The organism is Gaetbulibacter sp. PBL-D1, assembly GCF_050509525.1.
Taxonomy (GTDB): Bacteria; Bacteroidota; Bacteroidia; order Flavobacteriales; family Flavobacteriaceae; genus Gaetbulibacter_B; species Gaetbulibacter_B jejuensis.
Genome location: NZ_JBNWKB010000014.1, coordinates 1 through 18,475, shown reverse-complemented (window position 1 = coordinate 18,475; position 18,475 = coordinate 1). Strand labels below are relative to the sequence as shown.

Here is an 18,475-nt window from a genome sequence, read left to right as displayed (position 1 = left end):
TTAATTATTTTTTAAAAATTAACTTTTAATCCTACACTATATGTTCTACCAGGTCCAAAATAAACTTGAGCTGCATTAGCTGTTCCGTTAATGTCATTAGCATCAGATACATATTCTGTATTGAATACGTTGTTTATTTTACCGGTTAAAGTAGCTTCAAACTGTCCCATTTCAAAAGTATGTCTAGCACCTAAATCAAACAAACCAAAATCTGGTAATTTCCATACGTTTGGTAAGTCACTACTTGCTCTGTTAGTTACATCATAAGAAGCATAGTTATCTCCTGCAAAGTTATAATCTACATAAATGTTTGATTTTGCTGCGATTTTATAATCTGCACCAAGAGCAAATGTAGTTTGTGCTGCATCACCTACCTTAAGGTCTTTAGCAAATACTTCTACAACATCTACTTCTTCACCTGCTTGGTCTCTGATACTTGCTGATACGTTACTTTTCCATTTCCAGTCCCCTAGAGATGCCATACCTGTTAAGGTTAAGTTATCTGTAGCTTTATATCTTACATCTACTTCAACACCTTGATGTAATGCATCGATACCTAATAAGTTATAAAAGAAAATATTTTCTCCTGTACCTATTGATCCACTTAATGTTTTATCTAACCATTTAGTATAGTAAACGTTAACATTAGCGCTTAATTTTTCACCACGGAAACCGTAACCAAGCTCAGCACTAAATACTTTTTCATTTTCAGCATCTTTGTTAGCATCTATTCCATCTTCATCTAAGAAAACAGCATCTAAGAATGGTGCTCTTTCAAAATAACCAATATTTGCAAAAACATTATGATTACCATCAATATTGTAGTTTCCTCCACCTTTCACTCCAAAACCTAGAAAGTTTACTGCATCTGATGATCTACTTCCTGTAATAGTGTTATTCATGTACTCTTTTTGCTTGTAGTTACTGTTAGATACATCAGCAGCCATAAATACATTAAATTTCTCGTTTACTTGGTATTCTGCTTGACCAAAAAGCCCATATCTTACTACGATTCCATCGTAATCTTTATTATATTTATCACCAACACCTAGAGGCTTACCAAAAGCAAACGTGTCTGTTTCGTTATCTAAATAAAATTGACCTCCTAATAAGTCATCTACTTCATACCAATGTGATCCGATATAATAACGACCATCAAATCCTCCTGAGATAGTTAACTTATCATTAATCTTATTTTTATAAGTAGATAAGATTCCATACCATTCGTGAGAGTTTCTAGAAGATGAGATAATATCTGAAGATCCATTTACACCATTTGCAATATTTTCTTCAACAATTCTATCAAAATCAATTGGTTGTAAACCAGCAGATCCTATTCTGTAATCATCTGAACCAATTTTTGAACCTTCGTCTCTTCGTCCTCCTCCAGAACCAAAAGATGCATAAAGCGCAGTTGATAATGCTGAATCATCATTAATTGTCCATAAGTGATTTAATGAAATTTGTGGCTTGTGGTAAAAGTTAAATGATTGGTGATAAACCTCTCCATTTTTATAACCCCAATCTTTATTAGCTTTTCTTGGTCCTGAGTCAGTCATTCTTAATTCAGAAATCGTTGAACGATTGTAACGTTGACCATGTTCTTGTTGCGCACCAAAAGCTGTAAAAGATAATCTATGATCATCTGATAGCTGTTGTGATAAGCTAACGAAATAATTGTATCCAGAGAACTCTGTTCCATCAACATAACCATCTCCAGATATTTTAGATGCACTTACAGTTGCAGCAAACCCTTTTTCACTTAATCCTGTTGAATAAGTCATACCATATTTAAGGTATCCATCATTAGCTATACTTGTATAAAAATTACCACCTTTAACAGCGTCAGTCGTTTTAGTAAGAATGTTTATTGTTCCACCAACAGATGCTACTGCTACTTTAGATGCTCCTAGACCTCTTTGAACTTGCATACTAGAAGTTACATCTCCTAAACCTGCCCAGTTACTCCAATATACTGCTCCGTTCTCCATATCGTTTACAGGAACACCGTTAATCATTACAGCTACGTTCTCAGATGTAAATCCACGTAAATTAATACGTCCGTCACCATATCCACCACCAGCTCTTGTTGCATAAACACCTGGTGTGGCTTTTAAAACTTCTGGAAATTCTTGTGTACTTAACTTTAAAGAAATTTCTTCGGCTTTAATTGTCGATACTGCAACTGGTGTTTTTCTGTCTACAGCTACAGAAGCAACAATCATAATTTCATCTAATCCTACTTCGCTAGACAGTAAAGTGATTGTTCCTAAATCTACATCTCCATTAAAAGGAATTGTTTGACTTATGTAACCTACATAAGTGATTATTACCTCTCCAGAGCTAGAATCTGATTTTAATGTAAAGTTACCATCAAAATCTGTGGTTGCTCCATTCGAAGTTCCTTTCACAATAATGTTTGCACCAGGAAGTGGCGCATTCATGTCACCATCAACAACCTTTCCTGTGATAGTACTTTGCGAAAAAGCAATTGTCGTAAAAAGCATTAGTACGACAATCGATAAAAATTGAGTAATTTTTTTCATACTGAATTATTAAAAAATTTGAATTAGTTTTTTGGCAAAATTACGCATTAAAGGAAATAATATATTACCTAAATGTTAAGAATTAAACCGATATAAGTTACCTATAATATTGAGGTTATCAGTTATTAACGCCTTTAAACTATCAAGAACTTTTTAACAATTTTTATGTTAAATTTTTGTAGAATTTTAAAAGGTTAAGCGTAGATGCATCGTGTTTATTAACAATTTCTTTTTCGTCAATGTCTTTTAAAATTGTATTTGCTAGTTGTTTACCAAGCTCTACACCAAACTGATCGTAGCTAAAAATGTTCCAAATTACACCTTGAACGAATATTTTATGCTCGTATAATGAAATTAGCTTTCCTAAGCTTTCAGGTGTTAATTGGTTTATTAAAATTGTAGTTGTAGGCTTGTTCCCTTCAAATATTTTAAAAGGCACTAATTTTTCAGGAGCACCTTCAGCAATTACTTGCTCTTTTGATTTACCATTTAACAAGGCTTCGGTTTGCGCAATAAAGTTAGATATTAACTTATCTTGATGGTCTTGATTACCGTGTAAAGATTTAGCAAAACCTATAAATTCTGCAGGAATTATTTTTGTACCTTGATGTATTAATTGAAAAAATGCGTGCTGCGAATTAGTTCCTGGTTCTCCCCAAATAATAGTTCCTGTTTGGTAGTTTACAGGTTCTCCGCTTCTGTCAATACTTTTTCCATTACTTTCCATTATACCTTGTTGCAAATAGGTAGCAAACTGGTTTAAGTATTGTGTATAAGGGATAATCGCTTCGGTTTCTACATTAAAAAAGTTATTGTACCACACACTTAGCAAGCCTGCAATTACAGGTATGTTTTTATCAAAGTCTTCAGTCTTAAAATGCTCATCCATTTTATGAGCTCCTTGAAGCAGTTTATCAAAGTTTTCAAAACCAACCGACAAACTAATTGATAGTCCTACAGCACTCCAAAGCGAAAAACGACCACCTACCCAATTCCACATTGGGAAAATATTGTTCTCGTCAATACCAAAAGCTTTTACTTTTTCAATATTTGTAGATACAGCTACAAAATGTTTAGCAACAGCATTATTTGGTGCTTTTTCTAAAAACCATTTTCTAATAGTTGTTGCGTTAGAAAGCGTTTCTTGTGTAGTGAATGTTTTGGACACTATAACAAATAGTGTTGTTTCTGGATTTAAGTTTTTGATAACTTCATTAACATGATCTCCATCTACATTACTTACAAAATGCGTTGTTAAATGATTTTTATAATATGACAAAGAATCGACTACCATTGCAGGACCTAAATCGGAACCACCTATACCAATGTTTACAACATCAGTAAAACCTTTTCCTGTATATCCTTTTAATTCGGCATTAACAATTTTATTAGTGAAATCTTTAATCTTTTCTTTAACACTATAAATTTCTGGGATAACATTTTCTCCATCTACAAAAACCTCAGCTGTTTTTGGAGCCCTTAAAGCAGTATGAAGTACCGCTCTTCCTTCGGTTTCGTTAATGATATCGCCTTCAAAATATTTTGAAATAGCATCTTTTAAATCAACTTCATTAGCTAACTCTAGTAAAAGGTTTAGCGTTTCTTCAGTTATTCTGTTTTTAGAATAGTCTACATAAAAATCTTCCCATTTTACGGTCATTTTATTTGCTCTTTCTGCATCTTGAGCAAACCATTGCTTCATGTGAACATCTTTAACATTGTTAAAATGCTCTTCTAATTTTTTCCAAGATTTTGTAGTTGTAGGGTTGATTGTTTTTAGTGCCATTATATACTTATGATATTATATCGTCCTCTATTGCTAATTCGATTTCAGGTTCTTGTTCTTCAAATAGAATATTATCCAATTGGGTTCTTATTGGTTTTATGTATTCTAAATATCTAACCTTTAAGCTATCAGAAATTGGCTCAGCTTCAGGTAGTTTTTCTCTAAAAGGATCTACTTGTTTTCCGTTTTTCCAAAAACGATAACATACGTGTGGTCCTCCAGTATTACCTGTCATTCCTACCCAACCGATAACGTCGCCTTGCTTTACATAGTCGCCTACTTTTACTTTTCGTCTGCTCATGTGCAAGTATTGGGTAGAGTAGGTTGCATTATGCCTAATCTTAACATAATTACCATTTCCTCCTTTTCGTCTAGATTCAGTTACAGTACCATTTGCTGTTGCCATAATTTCAGTACCAACAGGAGCAGCAAAGTCTGTTCCTTTGTGAGGTCTAATTTTATAACCGTAATAGGCTATACGTCTTTTTAAATTATAGCGAGAAGACAATCTACCATACTTAACAGGCATTTTTAAAAAGGCTCTTCTTAGGTTTTTGGCTTCTTCGTTAAAGTAATCTTTAATACCTTTAGTAGAATCTGTTTCAAACTGAAATGCGTAAAAAGGCTCTTTGTTATGTTCAAAAAAGGCAGCTTTAATATTATGCACACCTGCATAAATACTGTCATCAATATACTTATCAGTATAAATTACTTTAAACCTGTCTCCTGGTTGTAAGCGTCTAAAATCAATAGTCCAAGCATAAATTTCGTCAGCCATTTTAAATGCTAATCTAGGGCTTAAACCTTGCTTTTCTAAAGCTTCTGAAATATTGCTAGAAATGGTTCCTGTAGCAACTTTTTCGACATACTTTATTGGTTTTCGGCTAGTGTAAGCATGAATGGAATCGTGAAAATTCACAACCACATACTCTTCTTTATTAGGTTGATAAATAAAACACCTAGGCGTTTGTATAGAATCTTTAGCACATAACAAGGTATAGGGCTTTCCTACTTGCAGTTTTGTAATGTCAAAAGTATCTTTAGCTCTTTCAGCAATTTGAAAAATTTTTGGATACCCTAAATTGTTTCTTTCTAAGATAACACCAAAACTATCTCCTGATTTTATGGTATCTCTTTTTACAATATAATCGTTAAGATTAAACCCAAACTCTTTAATTCCTTCAGGTTCAACAAAGGTTTGTAGCGGAACTTCTTCAATTTTTTCTTTTTCATCATCTTTACATGATAAAATTGAAGTGAAAATTAAAAGTGCTATTAATAATTTTTTTGATTGCATTATTTTGATTGATTTTATACGTCCATTCCCCAATTATCCAATTCTTCTTTGGTCCAAAGTTCAGGAAAAAATATACGTCTTTGATATTTTGGGTGCATGTATTTTTTCCAATCGCTTCCTCCAGTAGCTTCGCCATCACCTGTACCGCTTTCAATATAGTGTTTTGCAGCATTGTAATGCGCCATAACCCATGTAACGTTTACAGTGTAATCGTAATGTCTCATTGCCTTAACAAGATCTTCATCTTTTTGATCTTTTTCTGGCAATTCTTTAAAACGCGTCCAAAGGTTTTTGGTATTATAACTTTCCATAAACCTTAAAAACTCATCTTTGTAGCGTTTTTCAAAATTAACTAAAAGTGTTGATTTTTTACCAGTTTTATAATCTTTACCTGCTGCTTGCCAATACAAATGCTCAAAAGCATGTGTGTAAGGTGTATTTCGATCAATAGAAGCTCTAAATCTATAATCTATTAAATTTATTAATTCGGTTGAAGCAAATTCAACCAATCTGTATTGCGCACTTTGAAAACCACTCGCAGGTGTTAAAGTATATCTAAACTTCATGTACTGCTCTATTTCCATACCTTCTCTCATAATATTGAATGAGGTGGTAAGCATATCAAAATAACGACTTATACGCATTATTTTTCCTTCAAAGAACGTAGCATCTAATTCTTCTTTTTCGGCTACTTGCTGAATTTCCCACAAAATCATTTTAAAGATAAGCTCGTTAATTTGATGATAGGCAATAAACACCATTTCATCTGGTAACGTGGTACGTTGCGTTTGTAGGCTTAAAAGTGCATCGGTTTGAATATAATCCCAATAAGTAATGGGTTTACTGTACAAAAGACCATATAAATGGTCTTCGGTATCTTGATTTATGGATTTGTACTTCTGTTGAAGTGCTTCTATTATTGTATCGTAATCTTGTTGGTTAGACATGGTATTAATCAAATTGTACTTGAAAGGAGTGCTTTAGTCCTTTAAAAGCTTCTAAGTCTGCTCTTAATGATCCTACAGCTAAATCTGCTTTAATTTTTAATGGTATTTTATTTTCGTCTGCACTTACCCAAAGCGTCAAACTTTCTTGTTCTTTAAACACTCGTCCTGCCATAACGTATGGTCTGAATATAAGTGTTTTTACTTTTCCAAATTCAGTATCTATAGTTTCTCTTCCTAGAAATTTCAATTTAAAATTGAAGTTTTCTTCATCGAAAAACATATTAAGAGAGACCATGTCTCCTTCTTTTATAGATTCGGTTTTATAGTTATTACGTAAAAAATAAAACGCAGACACCATATCTTGCACATCTTTCTCTGTAGCAATTACTTTTTTGGTATTGTGTTTTTTATTTTCAACGTGAGCTTGCCTTTTTTTATGGTCAAAGTCTATTTCAATATCTTTTGTGTGACCACCTTCGTCTATTTTTCTTATAAATTTATATGGAAGTCCTGTTTGTTTATCAAAATAGCTTTCATAGCGATCTTTCACTTTAAAAAACCACTTTATAGCTCCAGTTGTCCATCCTTTACCAACCACATGGTATACTTGCTTACCATTAAGGGTAGTTTCATCTACTGTTAATGTTGCGTTACCAGCTTTTAAAAAGCCACTGTAACTCATTCTAAACTTAAACCATTCTCCATCTTGAAATGCAGTTTTCTCTTGAGCAAAAGACGTTTGCATAAAAGACAGGGCAACTATTATAAGTAGTAATTTTTTCATGATCTATACAAGATTGTAAATGTAACTTATTTGCTTACATTTTATTGTTATAAACTACAAATTACAATTACTGTTCCAAAAGTATTAAAACAAAAAAACTCCACAATATTTTAGCGGAGTTTTTTGATACTGTAATTGTTAAACATTTGTTATAATGTTCCGCGCTTTTCTTGCTCTCTTTCAATGGATTCGAACAAAGCTTTAAAGTTTCCTGCTCCAAAACCTCTTGCTCCCATACGTTGAATAATTTCAAAGAATAACGTTGGTCTATCTTCTACTGGTTTGGTGAATATTTGTAATAAATAGCCTTCTTCATCAGCATCAATCATGATCCCTAAACTTTTTAACGTTTCGATATCTTCACGTAATTCATGACTAAACTCTTCTAAACGACCAGGAACTGCTTTGTAATACTCTTCTGGTGGAATAGATAAAAACTCAACACCTCGAGAACGCAACTGCGAAACTGTTGTTATGATATCATCTGTAGCTACAGCTATATGCTGAACACCTGGACCTTCATAAAAATCTAGATATTCTTCAATTTGTGAACGTTTTTTCCCTTCAGCTGGTTCGTTTATTGGGAATTTAATGCGTCCGTTACCATTACTCATTACCTTACTCATTAAAGCAGAGTATTCGGTGTGGATTTGCTTGTCATCAAAAGACAGGAAATTTACAAAGCCCATGACGTCTTCGTACCATTTTACCCAAGTATTCATTTCGCCCCAACCTACGTTACCAACCATGTGGTCAATATACTTTAAGCCTACTGGTTCTGGGTTGTAATCAGATTCCCATTTTATAAACCCAGGCATAAACTGACCTTTGTAGTTTTTACGCTCTACAAACATGTGAACGGTTTCGCCATAGGTGTAAATACCTGCTCTTACAACTTCTCCAAACTCATCAGTTTCAACTGTTGGTTCCATGTAAGATTTTGCACCACGCGATGTGGTTTCTTCGTAAGCACTACGAGCATCTTCAACCCAAAGGGCAACTACTTTTACACCATCACCATGTTTTACAATATGGTCATTAATTGGGTGTTTTGAGTTTAATGGTGTGGTTAATACCAAACGTATTTTGTCCTGTTTTAAGACATAAGATACTGTGTCTTTACTTCCTGTTTCTAACCCTTTATATGCGTAAGATTGAAACCCGAAAGCGGTTTTGTAAAAGTGTGCTGCTTGTTTAGCGTTACCTACGTAAAACTCCACGTAGTCGGTTCCTAATAAAGGTAGAAAGTCTTCTGCACCTTCAAATATTTTTTCTAGTCCGTAGTTTACTGATTCTATGTTTTTGCTCATTTTATTTATTTTTTAGCCCTGATTGAGGCAGTTTGTTGGAGCTCTTAAAAACTGTATCTCGACTGCGCTCGATAGGACAGTTTTTAAAGCGACTGCCGAAAGCAGGATTAGCTTCTTATTAATATGTTATTCTAACCAAGATTTAAAATAATCTTCGTCTGCTATTTTTAATGCGTCTTCGGTTACTTGTAAAGGTTTAAATGTATCAACCATTACTGCTAACTCGTCGGTTTTTACTTTACCAATGCTACGCTCTGTTGCTCCAGGATGTGGTCCATGCGGAATTCCTGCTGGATGCAACGAGATATGACCTGCGTCAATATCGTTTCGGCTCATGAAATCGCCATCTACATAGTACAAAACCTCATCGCTATCTATATTGCTATGGTTATAAGGTGCAGGAATTGCTTCTGGATGGTAATCGTACAGCCTTGGCACAAAACTGCATACCACAAAGGCATCGGTCTCAAAGGTTTGGTGAACTGGTGGTGGTTGGTGCACACGACCTGTTATAGGTTCGAAATCGTGAATTGAAAAGGCATACGGATAGTTGTAACCATCGTATCCAACAACATCAAAAGGATGTGTGGCATAAACCATATCGAAAATATCACCTTGCTTTTTAACCTTCATTAAAAAGTCTCCTGTTTCGTTATGAGTTTCCAATTCTTGCGGTTGGCGTAAATCGCGCTCACAAAATGGCGAATGCTCCAATAATTGCCCAAACCAGTTGCGGTAACGCTTTGGCGTGTAAATTGGACGACGAGACTCCACAATAAACAAACGGTTATCTTCGGTATCGAAATCTATTTTGTAGATGATTCCTCTTGGTACTAACAAATAGTCGCCATATTTAAAATCGAGGTTTCCTAAATGTGTTCGTAGTTTTCCGCTACCACGATGTACAAAAATAAGCTCGTCGGCATCGGTATTTTTGTAAAAATACTCTTTGGTAGATTGTTTTGGTGCTGCCAAAATAATACTACAATCGCTATTGGTTAATACCGTTTTTCGGCTTTCGAGATAATCGTTTATCTGTGGAATTTTAAATCCGTGAAGCCTATAGGATTGAATATTATTTGCTTTGGCAATTTTAGGCGCTACACTGTATTGTTTTTTTATTTCTTTGACTTGTGTTGGCCTATGCTCGTGATACATATTGGTGGACATACCATCAAAACCAATGGTTCCAAATAATTGCTCGTAGTACAAGCTACCATCTGGTTTTCTAAACTGTGTATGTCGTTTATGTGGGATTTTCCCTAATTTATGATAAAAAGGCATTTTTTATATTTTAATGTTCTGATATTAAAAGTTTAAAGTTACAGAACAGTCGTTATTTAATTTATATAAAGATACAAAATATAAGATTTCTGTCTAAGCAGAAATTACAATAGAGCCTAATTATTCTGGGTTTCTCTTGATGAGAAAATGTAAGTGTAGTAATAAGTCTTCCCAAAATGGTTTCATGTCCTCAAATATCGAAAAATTTAAACGATTATTAAAACCAAAACCCAATATTAAAGACCCAAATGCTTTTATTGTTCTCTGGAGACCATGTATACTTTGCTTCAAGCGGTCCTAAAAATGTTTCTACTGAATAACCTAAGGCATAACCACTGTAGTCAACCTTAGAAATCCATCCTCCAGACTCAAACAAACCATCTTCAATATTTGCATAGTTAGCAGCAGCTATTATATGGTGTTTTTTAAATAACTCATAGTCTAAGGTTATGGTTCCTTTTACAAAACTATTACCTGTTAAGGCAATGTTTTCATACCCATAGAATGAAATAAAATTATTGATAAAGTTATTACCATAACCACCGAGTGCAAAATCGAGTGTTTTGGTAGAGTCGTCACCAATTTTAAAGCCTCCTTGTGATAAAAGATTTACCGCAAACTTATCAGAAAAACTAAACGCATATCCTATATCAGCTTTAGCTATTGAGAATTCAGAAAACTCCTTGTTAAAGTTTGAAGCGTGTAAATACAAATGAAAATCGCCATTAAAATAAAATCCTTTCTTTGGAAAATACTTATTACTATATGTGTCTAGCTTAAGTCCTCCAAACAAACTTAAGTAATCGGTGTTTTCAAAAATGACCTCATCATCATCGCTCTGAAAATCGTCGATTATCGTTTCCGATTTAATTCTTAAACGCTTATGCTCCGCTCCAACACTAAATGCAAAGTCTTTTCTGAAAAGGGTTTGTAAATAAAATTGATTGGTTTGATCCTGTAATTCTACATCTAGCTTGTTAATTCCTGTTAGGTCTTGCTCAGCATCATCTAGCAATAATTGTGCACTAATTCCCTTTTGAAATTGGTTAAATCTAGATCTTAAACCAATACTCCAGTAAAACCCTTTGTCAATAAAATATTCAAAATTATATCTAACATTATCTCCTAGAATAAAATCGAAAGAAGCTACATCGTTATCAAATAAAAATCGCTTTTTGGTTATGTTTACTAAAGCTGCACTTTTATAAAGATCGTCATAATGTAAACCCAGTTTTAAAAACGTAGTTGCTTTACTTTCTTTTAAGGTTGCATCTAAATCGTAACCATCAGAGTCTTTTGACTTTTTGAACTTGTATTGAAAGGCATCAAAATTATTGGTTGCAACCAAATTATTTACGCCACTATTAAAATCTTCATAGCTTACTTTAGAGTTTTGTTTTAATCTTAACTTTCCTAGCACATACGACCTCGTGTAGCGTTTATTACCATCAAAATTTACTGAATTAATAAGTATACTATCTGGTGATTTGACTGCTTTATACTGTACAGAGTTTTGATTTGTTTTTGCTAATGCTACAAGTTCATCAATCTTTTGACTTGCAGCATATTCACCATTTTCCACAATTTGACTTCCTTCACTAAACGAAATTACAGTAAAGTCTTTAATATCTGGTTTTATATAAACATCGGTTTTCTTTACTTTAGACTTCATGTCATTAATTGTCCTGTAATTATTGATTTGAAGTAATATATCAGGTGCTGAAGTCAACTCGTCTCTTGTCGCCAATCCATCTTGCACATCAACACCAATAATTATATCCATTCCTTTGGCTCTAAGCTCATCAATAGGATAATTGTTTACTACACCTCCATCGATAAGTAGTTGACCATCAATCTCAACAGGCTGAAATAAAGACGGAAACGCTCCACTTGCTGTAATAGCTTTAGCTAAATTTCCTTTATCTAGAATTACCTCCTTACCAGTTTCTACATCAGTAGCAATACAAAAAAACGGAATAGGTAACTTTTGAAAATCATCAACCTCACTCACATGTAGCGTTAAATAGGTTAATAAATTATATACATTTTGCCCTCTTGAAATTGCTGAAGGCAACTTAAGTTTAAATTTATCAAACGGTAAGCTTACTGCATATTTTTCGGCATTATCACGTTCATAAAACGTTTTTGCTTCACGAGGTAGATTATCGCTAATAACATCATCAAAATTTAGAGTTCTAAAAATTGATTCTAATTGTTTTCCTGTATAACCAGACGCATATAATGATCCAATAATTGCTCCCATACTGGTTCCTGCAACATGGTCTACTTTAATACCTAAGCTATCAATAACTTTTAAAACACCTATGTGTGCAAACCCTTTTGCTCCACCACCACTTAGCACTAAACCTATTTTGGGCTTGATTTCTTCTACGCTTTCTTGAGCATAAAGTGATATATTAAAAAATATCAGTGCTATTAAGATTATATGCTTCATTAATTATGATAGTAATTATAAATTTTATCTGCTTTTGATTTACCTACTACATCTTCTAACTCATCTAGTTTTGCATTAGATACTCGACGAGCCGATTTAAATGTTTTTAAAAGCTCAACAACTGTTTTTTCTCCAATTCCTGGAATGGTTTCCAACTCAGTATTTAAAGCACTTTTGCTACGCTTGTTTCTATGGTGTTCTATTCCAAAACGATGAGCTTCGTTACGTAATTGTTGAATGATTTTTAGGGTTTCACTTTTTTTATCTAAATATAAGGGAATTGGATCATCTGGATAAAATAATTCTTCCAAACGTTTTGCAATTCCGATGATTGCTATTTTTCCTCTCAATCCTAATACATCCAAACTCTTTAAGGCAGAAGTCAGTTGTCCTTTCCCTCCATCAATAACAATTAACTGTGGTAAAGGTTGATCTTCGTCAAGCAAACGCTTGTATCGCCTAAACACTACTTCTTCCATAGACGCAAAATCGTCTGGTCCTTCAACTGTTTTTATATTAAAATGCCTGTAATCTTTTTTACTTGGTTTACCATCTTTAAACACTACACAAGCTGCAACAGGATTGGTTCCTTGTATGTTTGAGTTATCAAAACACTCAATATGTCTAGGCTCTTCACTTAAGCGCAAATCGGCTTTCATTTGTGCCATAATCCTATTGACATGTCTATCAGGATCGGTGATTTTTACCTGTTTAAAGCGTTCCATTCGGTAATATTTGGCATTTCGAAGTGATAGGTCTAAAATGTGTTTTTTATCTCCTAGCTTAGGAATTGTTGTTTTTATATGCTCACCAATATTCACCTTAAATGGCACATAAATTTCTTTTGACTTTGAATTAAAACGCTGTCTTAACTCGGTAATTGCCAATTCTAAAAGTTCAACATCAGTTTCTTGAAGTTTCTTTTTAATTTCTAATGTATGCGAACGAATAATTGAACCATAAGATAATTGCAAAAAATTGATATAGCCATAAGATTCATCACTTACAATGCTAAACACATCCACATTGCTAATTTTTGGATTGACTATAGTAGATTTTGACTGGTAGTTTTCTAAAACTTCAATTTTTTCTTTTATTTTCTGCGCTTCTTCAAACTGCATATCTTCGGCATAGTCTTTCATTTGCTGTTTAAACTGCGAAAGCGAATCTTTAAAATTTCCTTTAAGAATTTCTTTTATAGCATCAATGTTTGCGTGATACTCTGTTTCTGTCTCATAACCTTCACATGCACCTTTGCAATTTCCTAAATGGTATTCTAAACATACTTTATATTTATTGGCATCAATTTTTTCCTGTGACAAATCATAATTGCAAGTTCTTAATTGAAAAAGCCCTTTTATAAGGTTAAGCAATGTAGAAACGGTCTTCATACTTGTATAAGGACCAAAGTACTCACTACCATCTTTTATGACTCTTCTGGTAGAAAACACTCTTGGAAAACGCTCATTCTTAATACAAATCCATGGGTAAGATTTGTCGTCTTTGAGCATAACATTGTAACGCGGTTGGTATTTTTTAATAAGATTATTTTCCAGCAACAACGCATCGGTTTCGGTATCAACAACAATATGTTTTATAGTTGCAATTTTTTTTATCAACACTCTGGTTTTTCCATAATCGTGCTGTTTATTGAAGTAAGAGCTTACGCGTTTCTTTAAGTTTTTGGCTTTACCTATGTACAAAATCTTGCCATCACTATCAAAATACTGATATACACCAGGTTGATTTGGTAGGGTTTTTAACTGAATTTCTAGTGATGTATTGCTCATTACTTCAAAGGTAAATATTTTAATTTTTTAGCGTGAAAAATTTATGATTTTTAAAATTTTTTGAATTAACTTATTTACTACATTGCGCCACTTTTTTAAAACGTAAAAAAACACATGACAAAACAAATTATTGGTAGAATTGACAGAGTAGATTTTCCTACGCTAGGTCTTTTTAGCATTGATGTTAAGATAGATACAGGTGCTTACACCTCTGCCATACATTGTTCAAAAATTATTGAAAAAGACAACAAACTTTTTTGCACATTTTACAGTGCTGGTCATCCTAATTTTAGCGGAAAAGAAGTTGTGTTTGACAGCTATACTCGTACTGACGTAAAAAGTAGCAATGGTTTTAAGGAAAATAGATTTAAAATAAAATCAACCATTATATTTTTTGGTAAAACGTATAAGATTAACTTAACTTTAAGCACTAGAGATGATATGAAATTTCCTGTACTCATTGGCAGACAGTTTTTGAGCAAGAAATTTCTTGTTGACGTTAATCAACAAAATGTATCATACAATACCAGCATCCATGAACATTGTCATTCTATCTAGAAATTCGCATTTGTATTCAACACGTCGATTAATCGACGAAGGAGAAAAAAGAGGTCATATCGTTGAAGTTATTGACCCTTTAAAATGTGATATTATTATTGAAAAAGAAAAACCAACCATCTATTATAAAGATAGGTATTTGGATTATGTAGATGCTATCATTCCTCGAATTGGAACTTCGGTAACCTTTTACGGTTGTGCTGTGGTAAGACAGTTTGAAATGATGAATGTATTTACAACTGTAACCTCTGATGCCATTGTACGTTCAAGAGATAAGTTGCGCAGTTTACAACGCCTAAGTAAAGCTGGTGTTGGTATGCCAAAAACGGTTTTCACTAACTACTCTAGAGACGTTGAAGAAGTTATTGAACATGTTGGAGGAACACCTGTAATTATTAAACTTTTAGAAGGCACACAAGGTTTAGGAGTTGTTTTAGCTGAAACAAAAAACGCTGCCGAATCAGTGTTGGAGGCCTTTAATGGTTTACAAGCAAGAGTTATTGTTCAAGAGTTTATTAAAGAAGCAAAAGGAGCCGATTTAAGAGCTTTGGTTGTTGATGGACATGTGGTTGGTGCTATGAAACGCCAAGGTAAAGAAGGCGAATTTAGGTCTAATTTACATAGAGGCGGAACTGCTGAAGTAGTAAAACTAGACGATGCTGAACTACGATTAGCAATGCAAGCATCTCGCGCTTTAAAATTACCTGTTTGCGGTGTTGATATGCTGCAATCGGCAAGAGGACCTTTGTTATTAGAAGTTAACTCTACTCCAGGACTTGAAGGCATTGAAGGTGCAACAGGGAGAAATATAGCAAAAGCTATTATCACTTATATAGAAAGAAACAGAACATGACCTACAAACACAGGAAAGTTATAACAATTTTAGGACGCGATATTAAAGTTGGCGAAAGCTGCGAACTTAGTTTTGGTGTTGCTAATTTACATACTTCCTCTAGTGTTGATGTTCCTGTAATTATTGAACGTTCTAAAAAACCTGGACCTGTAGTTTTATTTACCGCAGGTATTCATGGTGATGAAGTTAATGGTGTTGAAATTGTACGTCAAATTATAGCAAAAGGCATCAATAAACCTAAGTGCGGAACTATTGTATGCTTACCTGTAATTAATGTGTTTGGGTTTATTAACCTCAACAGAGAGTTCCCAGACGGAAGAGATTTAAACCGCGTATTTCCAGGCACAAAAAAAGGCTCTTTAGCCAGTAGAGTTGCCAATAAATTAGTTACCGAAGTTATTCCTGATGTAGATGTTGTAGTCGACTTTCATACTGGAGGAGCAGGTCGTTTTAATGCACCTCAAATGCGTATTGTAAAAAATAATCCTGAGCTCGATTTACTAGCAAACATTTTTAATGCACCTTTTATACTGTACTCAAAAAACATTAAAAAATCGTTTAGAAGCGTGTTGAGCAAACATGGTAAACCTGTACTATTGTTTGAAGGCGGAAAATCTAATCATATTGATAACAACATTACCAATACTGGTGTAAATGGGGCTAAACGCGTCTTAAATCATTTAGGTATGTTATCTACAAAGTTTAAGGTGTCTAAACCTAAAAACAATCCTGTTTATATTTTAGACAGTCGTTGGCAACGTGCAAATATTTCAGGTATGTTTAGAGCTTCAGTTCAAATAAGCTCTGAAGTGACTAAAGGAGATATTATTGGTAATATTACTGACCCTTACGGAAAATTCAACCACTTTGTGAGAGCTTCTTTTTCGGGTTATATTATTAATGTTAATGAATCTCCTATTGTATATCAAGGTGATGCCCTTTTTCATATTACCACTAAACTAAAACCCTCTTCAAGTGAAAAAAGCCACCTTAAGAGCAACTTATAAACAAAAACGCAACGCTTTAACAGTAGATGATGTTGATGATTTGAGTCTTCAAATTGCAAATGCGTTACTCCAATTAGATATTTGGGACAAATCGTTTTATCATATTTTTTTATCTATTGAAGAACAAAAGGAAATCAATACCGATTTTATTTTAAACATCCTCTCAGGAAAAGATAAAAACATAGTGATTTCAAAAAGTGATTTCAACACGTATGAAATGACTCATTTTCTCTTAACTGATGCAACAGTTATTAAGAAAAACCATTATAATATCCCAGAACCAGTTGATGGTATTGCTATTCCTTCGAAAAAAATAGATGTTGTTTTTGTTCCGCTTTTAGCTTTTGATAAACAAGGTCATCGTGTAGGTTATGGCAAAGGATTTTATGATAAATTCTTGTCGCAATGCAACCCTGAAACACTAAAAATTGGACTGTCTTTTTTTGAAGCAGAAACCCAAATTGAAGACACTTTTGAAAGTGACGTAACTTTAGATTGTTGCGTGACGCCTAAAACCATATATAGGTTTAATCGCTCTCTTTAATTTTTCGGATTAACTCGTTATCAATTACATTAGTGTTTAATCTTATATATTTAAATGAACTAACTATAGAATCGTTAAACTCAATTATTAACACTTTGTCTTTGTGAGAATAAACTATTCCTTTTTCAAAGACTAAATAATCTTTTCCAAATTTAGATTCTATATCTTTTTTTGTGGTTCCAACAAGGTTTGCTTTCTTTAAACTTACATCTTTATTAGAAATCTTTAGCTCTATCAATATTTCTGTTGAATCGTCATACTTGTGTTTGCTTTCTCCATATTTAAAGACAACTAGTTTATTAATTCCAAGCTTACCTCCTTCTTTTTCTGTTATAAAATTGTATTTATAAAAAATTGAATCTTTAAATTTTGGGGAGAAGTAGTAATTCATTCCATTAGTAACTGTTGTTGTTACATTTCTCTTTTTGTCACTTTTAAATTTCTGTAAATCTATTGGACTTTTTAAAAATTCAACTAAACTAGAGTTAACATCTAATTTTGACGTTTTAACAACTTCATTTTTTTCAATTGGAATTTCGCGATATTTCTTTTGAACATGAAAAAACATGCTAACCAAATAAATCAAAACTGAAATTACAAGAACCAAAAAAATAATTATCAATATGTCTTTAGACTTTTTCAAACCATTAATGACACTTAATTTTCACAACTCTCACAATAGGTTGTTCTTAAATAACTATCTTCCAACAACTGAAATGTAACTCCACCTTCACCATAAGGATTAAACAATTTACAATAGCGTGTTTTGTTCATGTTTAATGCATTTAACATAATAGTTCTATAATCTGACGTTTGTGTAAGCTCAGGATTTATGATGGTTAAATTCAAATAGTAAAACAGCAAGTTTTCGTCAATATCAATGCTTTTTGCTTTTGGGCTTAAAAGTTCCACAGCCATATCAGTATTAGCGTAATAGCTAAAAAACTGCGCTAAACTTAAATAATCATAGTCTGATAAATAAAAACTTTTATAACTGTTTTTAATATACGAAACAGCTTTGTCCTTGTTGGCATAATCGCGTTTTCGCATTAAATTTTCAGCTTCAATAATATGATAATTCACCAGCATTCTAGAGATTAGTTCCTGATTAATACCATAGGTTTTTAAAGCATTTATTTTGCTTTTAAGTTTGTTTTTATCAATATCCATTGCTTTATATCGCCACAACTTAAGCTCAATAGCTGCAATGTTATATTTTACACGTTTATCTTTTGGCGACAGTTTTTCCAACTGTTGCAATTCGTTATAAACAATTACTATTTGAGGTTCTTCCAACATATATTTCATTGCTGA

Annotated in this window: 14 protein-coding genes and 1 pseudogene; 4 read left to right on the top strand and 11 right to left on the bottom strand. The window is 33.2% G+C overall.

Going from position 1 to position 18,475, the window contains the following annotated elements; translation table 11 throughout:
- Window positions 1-11: 11 nt before the first annotated feature.
- From ACQ0RB_RS12030 to uvrC, 9 genes are all read right to left on the bottom strand, one after another.
- Window positions 12-2,546 carry a TonB-dependent receptor gene (locus ACQ0RB_RS12030; protein ID WP_430498714.1) on the bottom strand — a complete coding sequence of 845 codons (2,535 nt, stop codon included), beginning with the start codon at window positions 2,544-2,546 and terminating at the stop codon, window positions 12-14.
- Between the two features lie 163 nt (window positions 2,547-2,709).
- Window positions 2,710-4,332, bottom strand: a complete 1,623-nt coding sequence (gene pgi, locus ACQ0RB_RS12025; RefSeq protein ID WP_430498712.1) for a glucose-6-phosphate isomerase — start codon at window positions 4,330-4,332, stop codon at window positions 2,710-2,712.
- Window positions 4,333-4,339: 7 nt separating this feature from the next.
- Window positions 4,340-5,629 carry a peptidoglycan DD-metalloendopeptidase family protein gene (locus ACQ0RB_RS12020; protein ID WP_430498710.1) on the bottom strand — a complete coding sequence of 430 codons (1,290 nt, stop codon included), beginning with the start codon at window positions 5,627-5,629 and terminating at the stop codon, window positions 4,340-4,342.
- A gap of 14 nt (window positions 5,630-5,643) precedes the next feature.
- On the bottom strand, window positions 5,644-6,576 hold the full coding sequence (locus ACQ0RB_RS12015; RefSeq protein WP_129759577.1) for a tryptophan 2,3-dioxygenase family protein: 933 nt from the start codon (window positions 6,574-6,576) through the stop codon (window positions 5,644-5,646).
- A 4-nt stretch (window positions 6,577-6,580) separates the two neighbouring features.
- Complete coding sequence (locus tag ACQ0RB_RS12010) at window positions 6,581-7,360, bottom strand: DUF3108 domain-containing protein (RefSeq protein WP_129759578.1); 780 nt, start codon at window positions 7,358-7,360, stop codon at window positions 6,581-6,583.
- A gap of 149 nt (window positions 7,361-7,509) precedes the next feature.
- Window positions 7,510-8,670 carry a 4-hydroxyphenylpyruvate dioxygenase gene (gene hppD, locus ACQ0RB_RS12005; RefSeq protein ID WP_129759579.1) on the bottom strand — a complete coding sequence of 387 codons (1,161 nt, stop codon included), beginning with the start codon at window positions 8,668-8,670 and terminating at the stop codon, window positions 7,510-7,512.
- A gap of 126 nt (window positions 8,671-8,796) precedes the next feature.
- A complete protein-coding gene (locus tag ACQ0RB_RS12000) occupies window positions 8,797-9,954 on the bottom strand; it encodes a homogentisate 1,2-dioxygenase (RefSeq protein ID WP_134198471.1) in 1,158 nt (385 codons plus the stop codon).
- Between the two features lie 217 nt (window positions 9,955-10,171).
- Window positions 10,172-12,409, bottom strand: coding sequence for a patatin-like phospholipase family protein (locus ACQ0RB_RS11995; RefSeq protein WP_430498707.1), 2,238 nt, complete (start codon window positions 12,407-12,409; stop codon window positions 10,172-10,174).
- Window positions 12,409-14,199 carry an excinuclease ABC subunit UvrC gene (gene uvrC / locus ACQ0RB_RS11990; protein ID WP_430498705.1) on the bottom strand — a complete coding sequence of 597 codons (1,791 nt, stop codon included), beginning with the start codon at window positions 14,197-14,199 and terminating at the stop codon, window positions 12,409-12,411. Before uvrC ends, ACQ0RB_RS11995 begins: the two co-directional genes overlap by 1 nt.
- 114 nt (window positions 14,200-14,313) lie before the next feature.
- Between uvrC and ACQ0RB_RS11985 the strand changes: the two genes are divergently transcribed.
- Genes ACQ0RB_RS11985 through ACQ0RB_RS11970 form a run of 4 tightly spaced genes read left to right on the top strand, consistent with a single transcriptional unit; the run spans window position 14,314 to window position 17,161 of the window.
- On the top strand, window positions 14,314-14,757 hold the full coding sequence (locus ACQ0RB_RS11985; RefSeq protein WP_129759583.1) for an ATP-dependent zinc protease family protein: 444 nt from the start codon (window positions 14,314-14,316) through the stop codon (window positions 14,755-14,757).
- Window positions 14,735-15,610, top strand: a complete 876-nt coding sequence (gene rimK, locus ACQ0RB_RS11980; RefSeq protein WP_262732315.1) for a 30S ribosomal protein S6--L-glutamate ligase — start codon at window positions 14,735-14,737, stop codon at window positions 15,608-15,610. Before ACQ0RB_RS11985 ends, rimK begins: the two co-directional genes overlap by 23 nt.
- Window positions 15,607-16,617: a succinylglutamate desuccinylase/aspartoacylase family protein gene (locus ACQ0RB_RS11975; protein WP_430498704.1), complete on the top strand. Its 1,011-nt coding sequence runs from the start codon at window positions 15,607-15,609 to the stop codon at window positions 16,615-16,617. The genes rimK and ACQ0RB_RS11975 overlap by 4 nt, the downstream gene beginning before the upstream one ends.
- A complete protein-coding gene (locus ACQ0RB_RS11970) occupies window positions 16,586-17,161 on the top strand; it encodes a 5-formyltetrahydrofolate cyclo-ligase (RefSeq protein ID WP_430498700.1) in 576 nt (191 codons plus the stop codon). The genes ACQ0RB_RS11975 and ACQ0RB_RS11970 overlap by 32 nt, the downstream gene beginning before the upstream one ends.
- On the opposite strand, the gene ACQ0RB_RS11965 is transcribed toward ACQ0RB_RS11970, so the two are convergent.
- Complete coding sequence (locus ACQ0RB_RS11965) at window positions 17,145-17,804, bottom strand: hypothetical protein (RefSeq protein ID WP_430498698.1); 660 nt, start codon at window positions 17,802-17,804, stop codon at window positions 17,145-17,147. The two genes, ACQ0RB_RS11970 and ACQ0RB_RS11965, sit on opposite strands and share 17 nt — an antisense overlap.
- Window positions 17,805-17,818: 14 nt before the next feature.
- Window positions 17,819-18,475, bottom strand: a pseudogene (locus ACQ0RB_RS11960) (hypothetical protein); the annotation flags it as partial.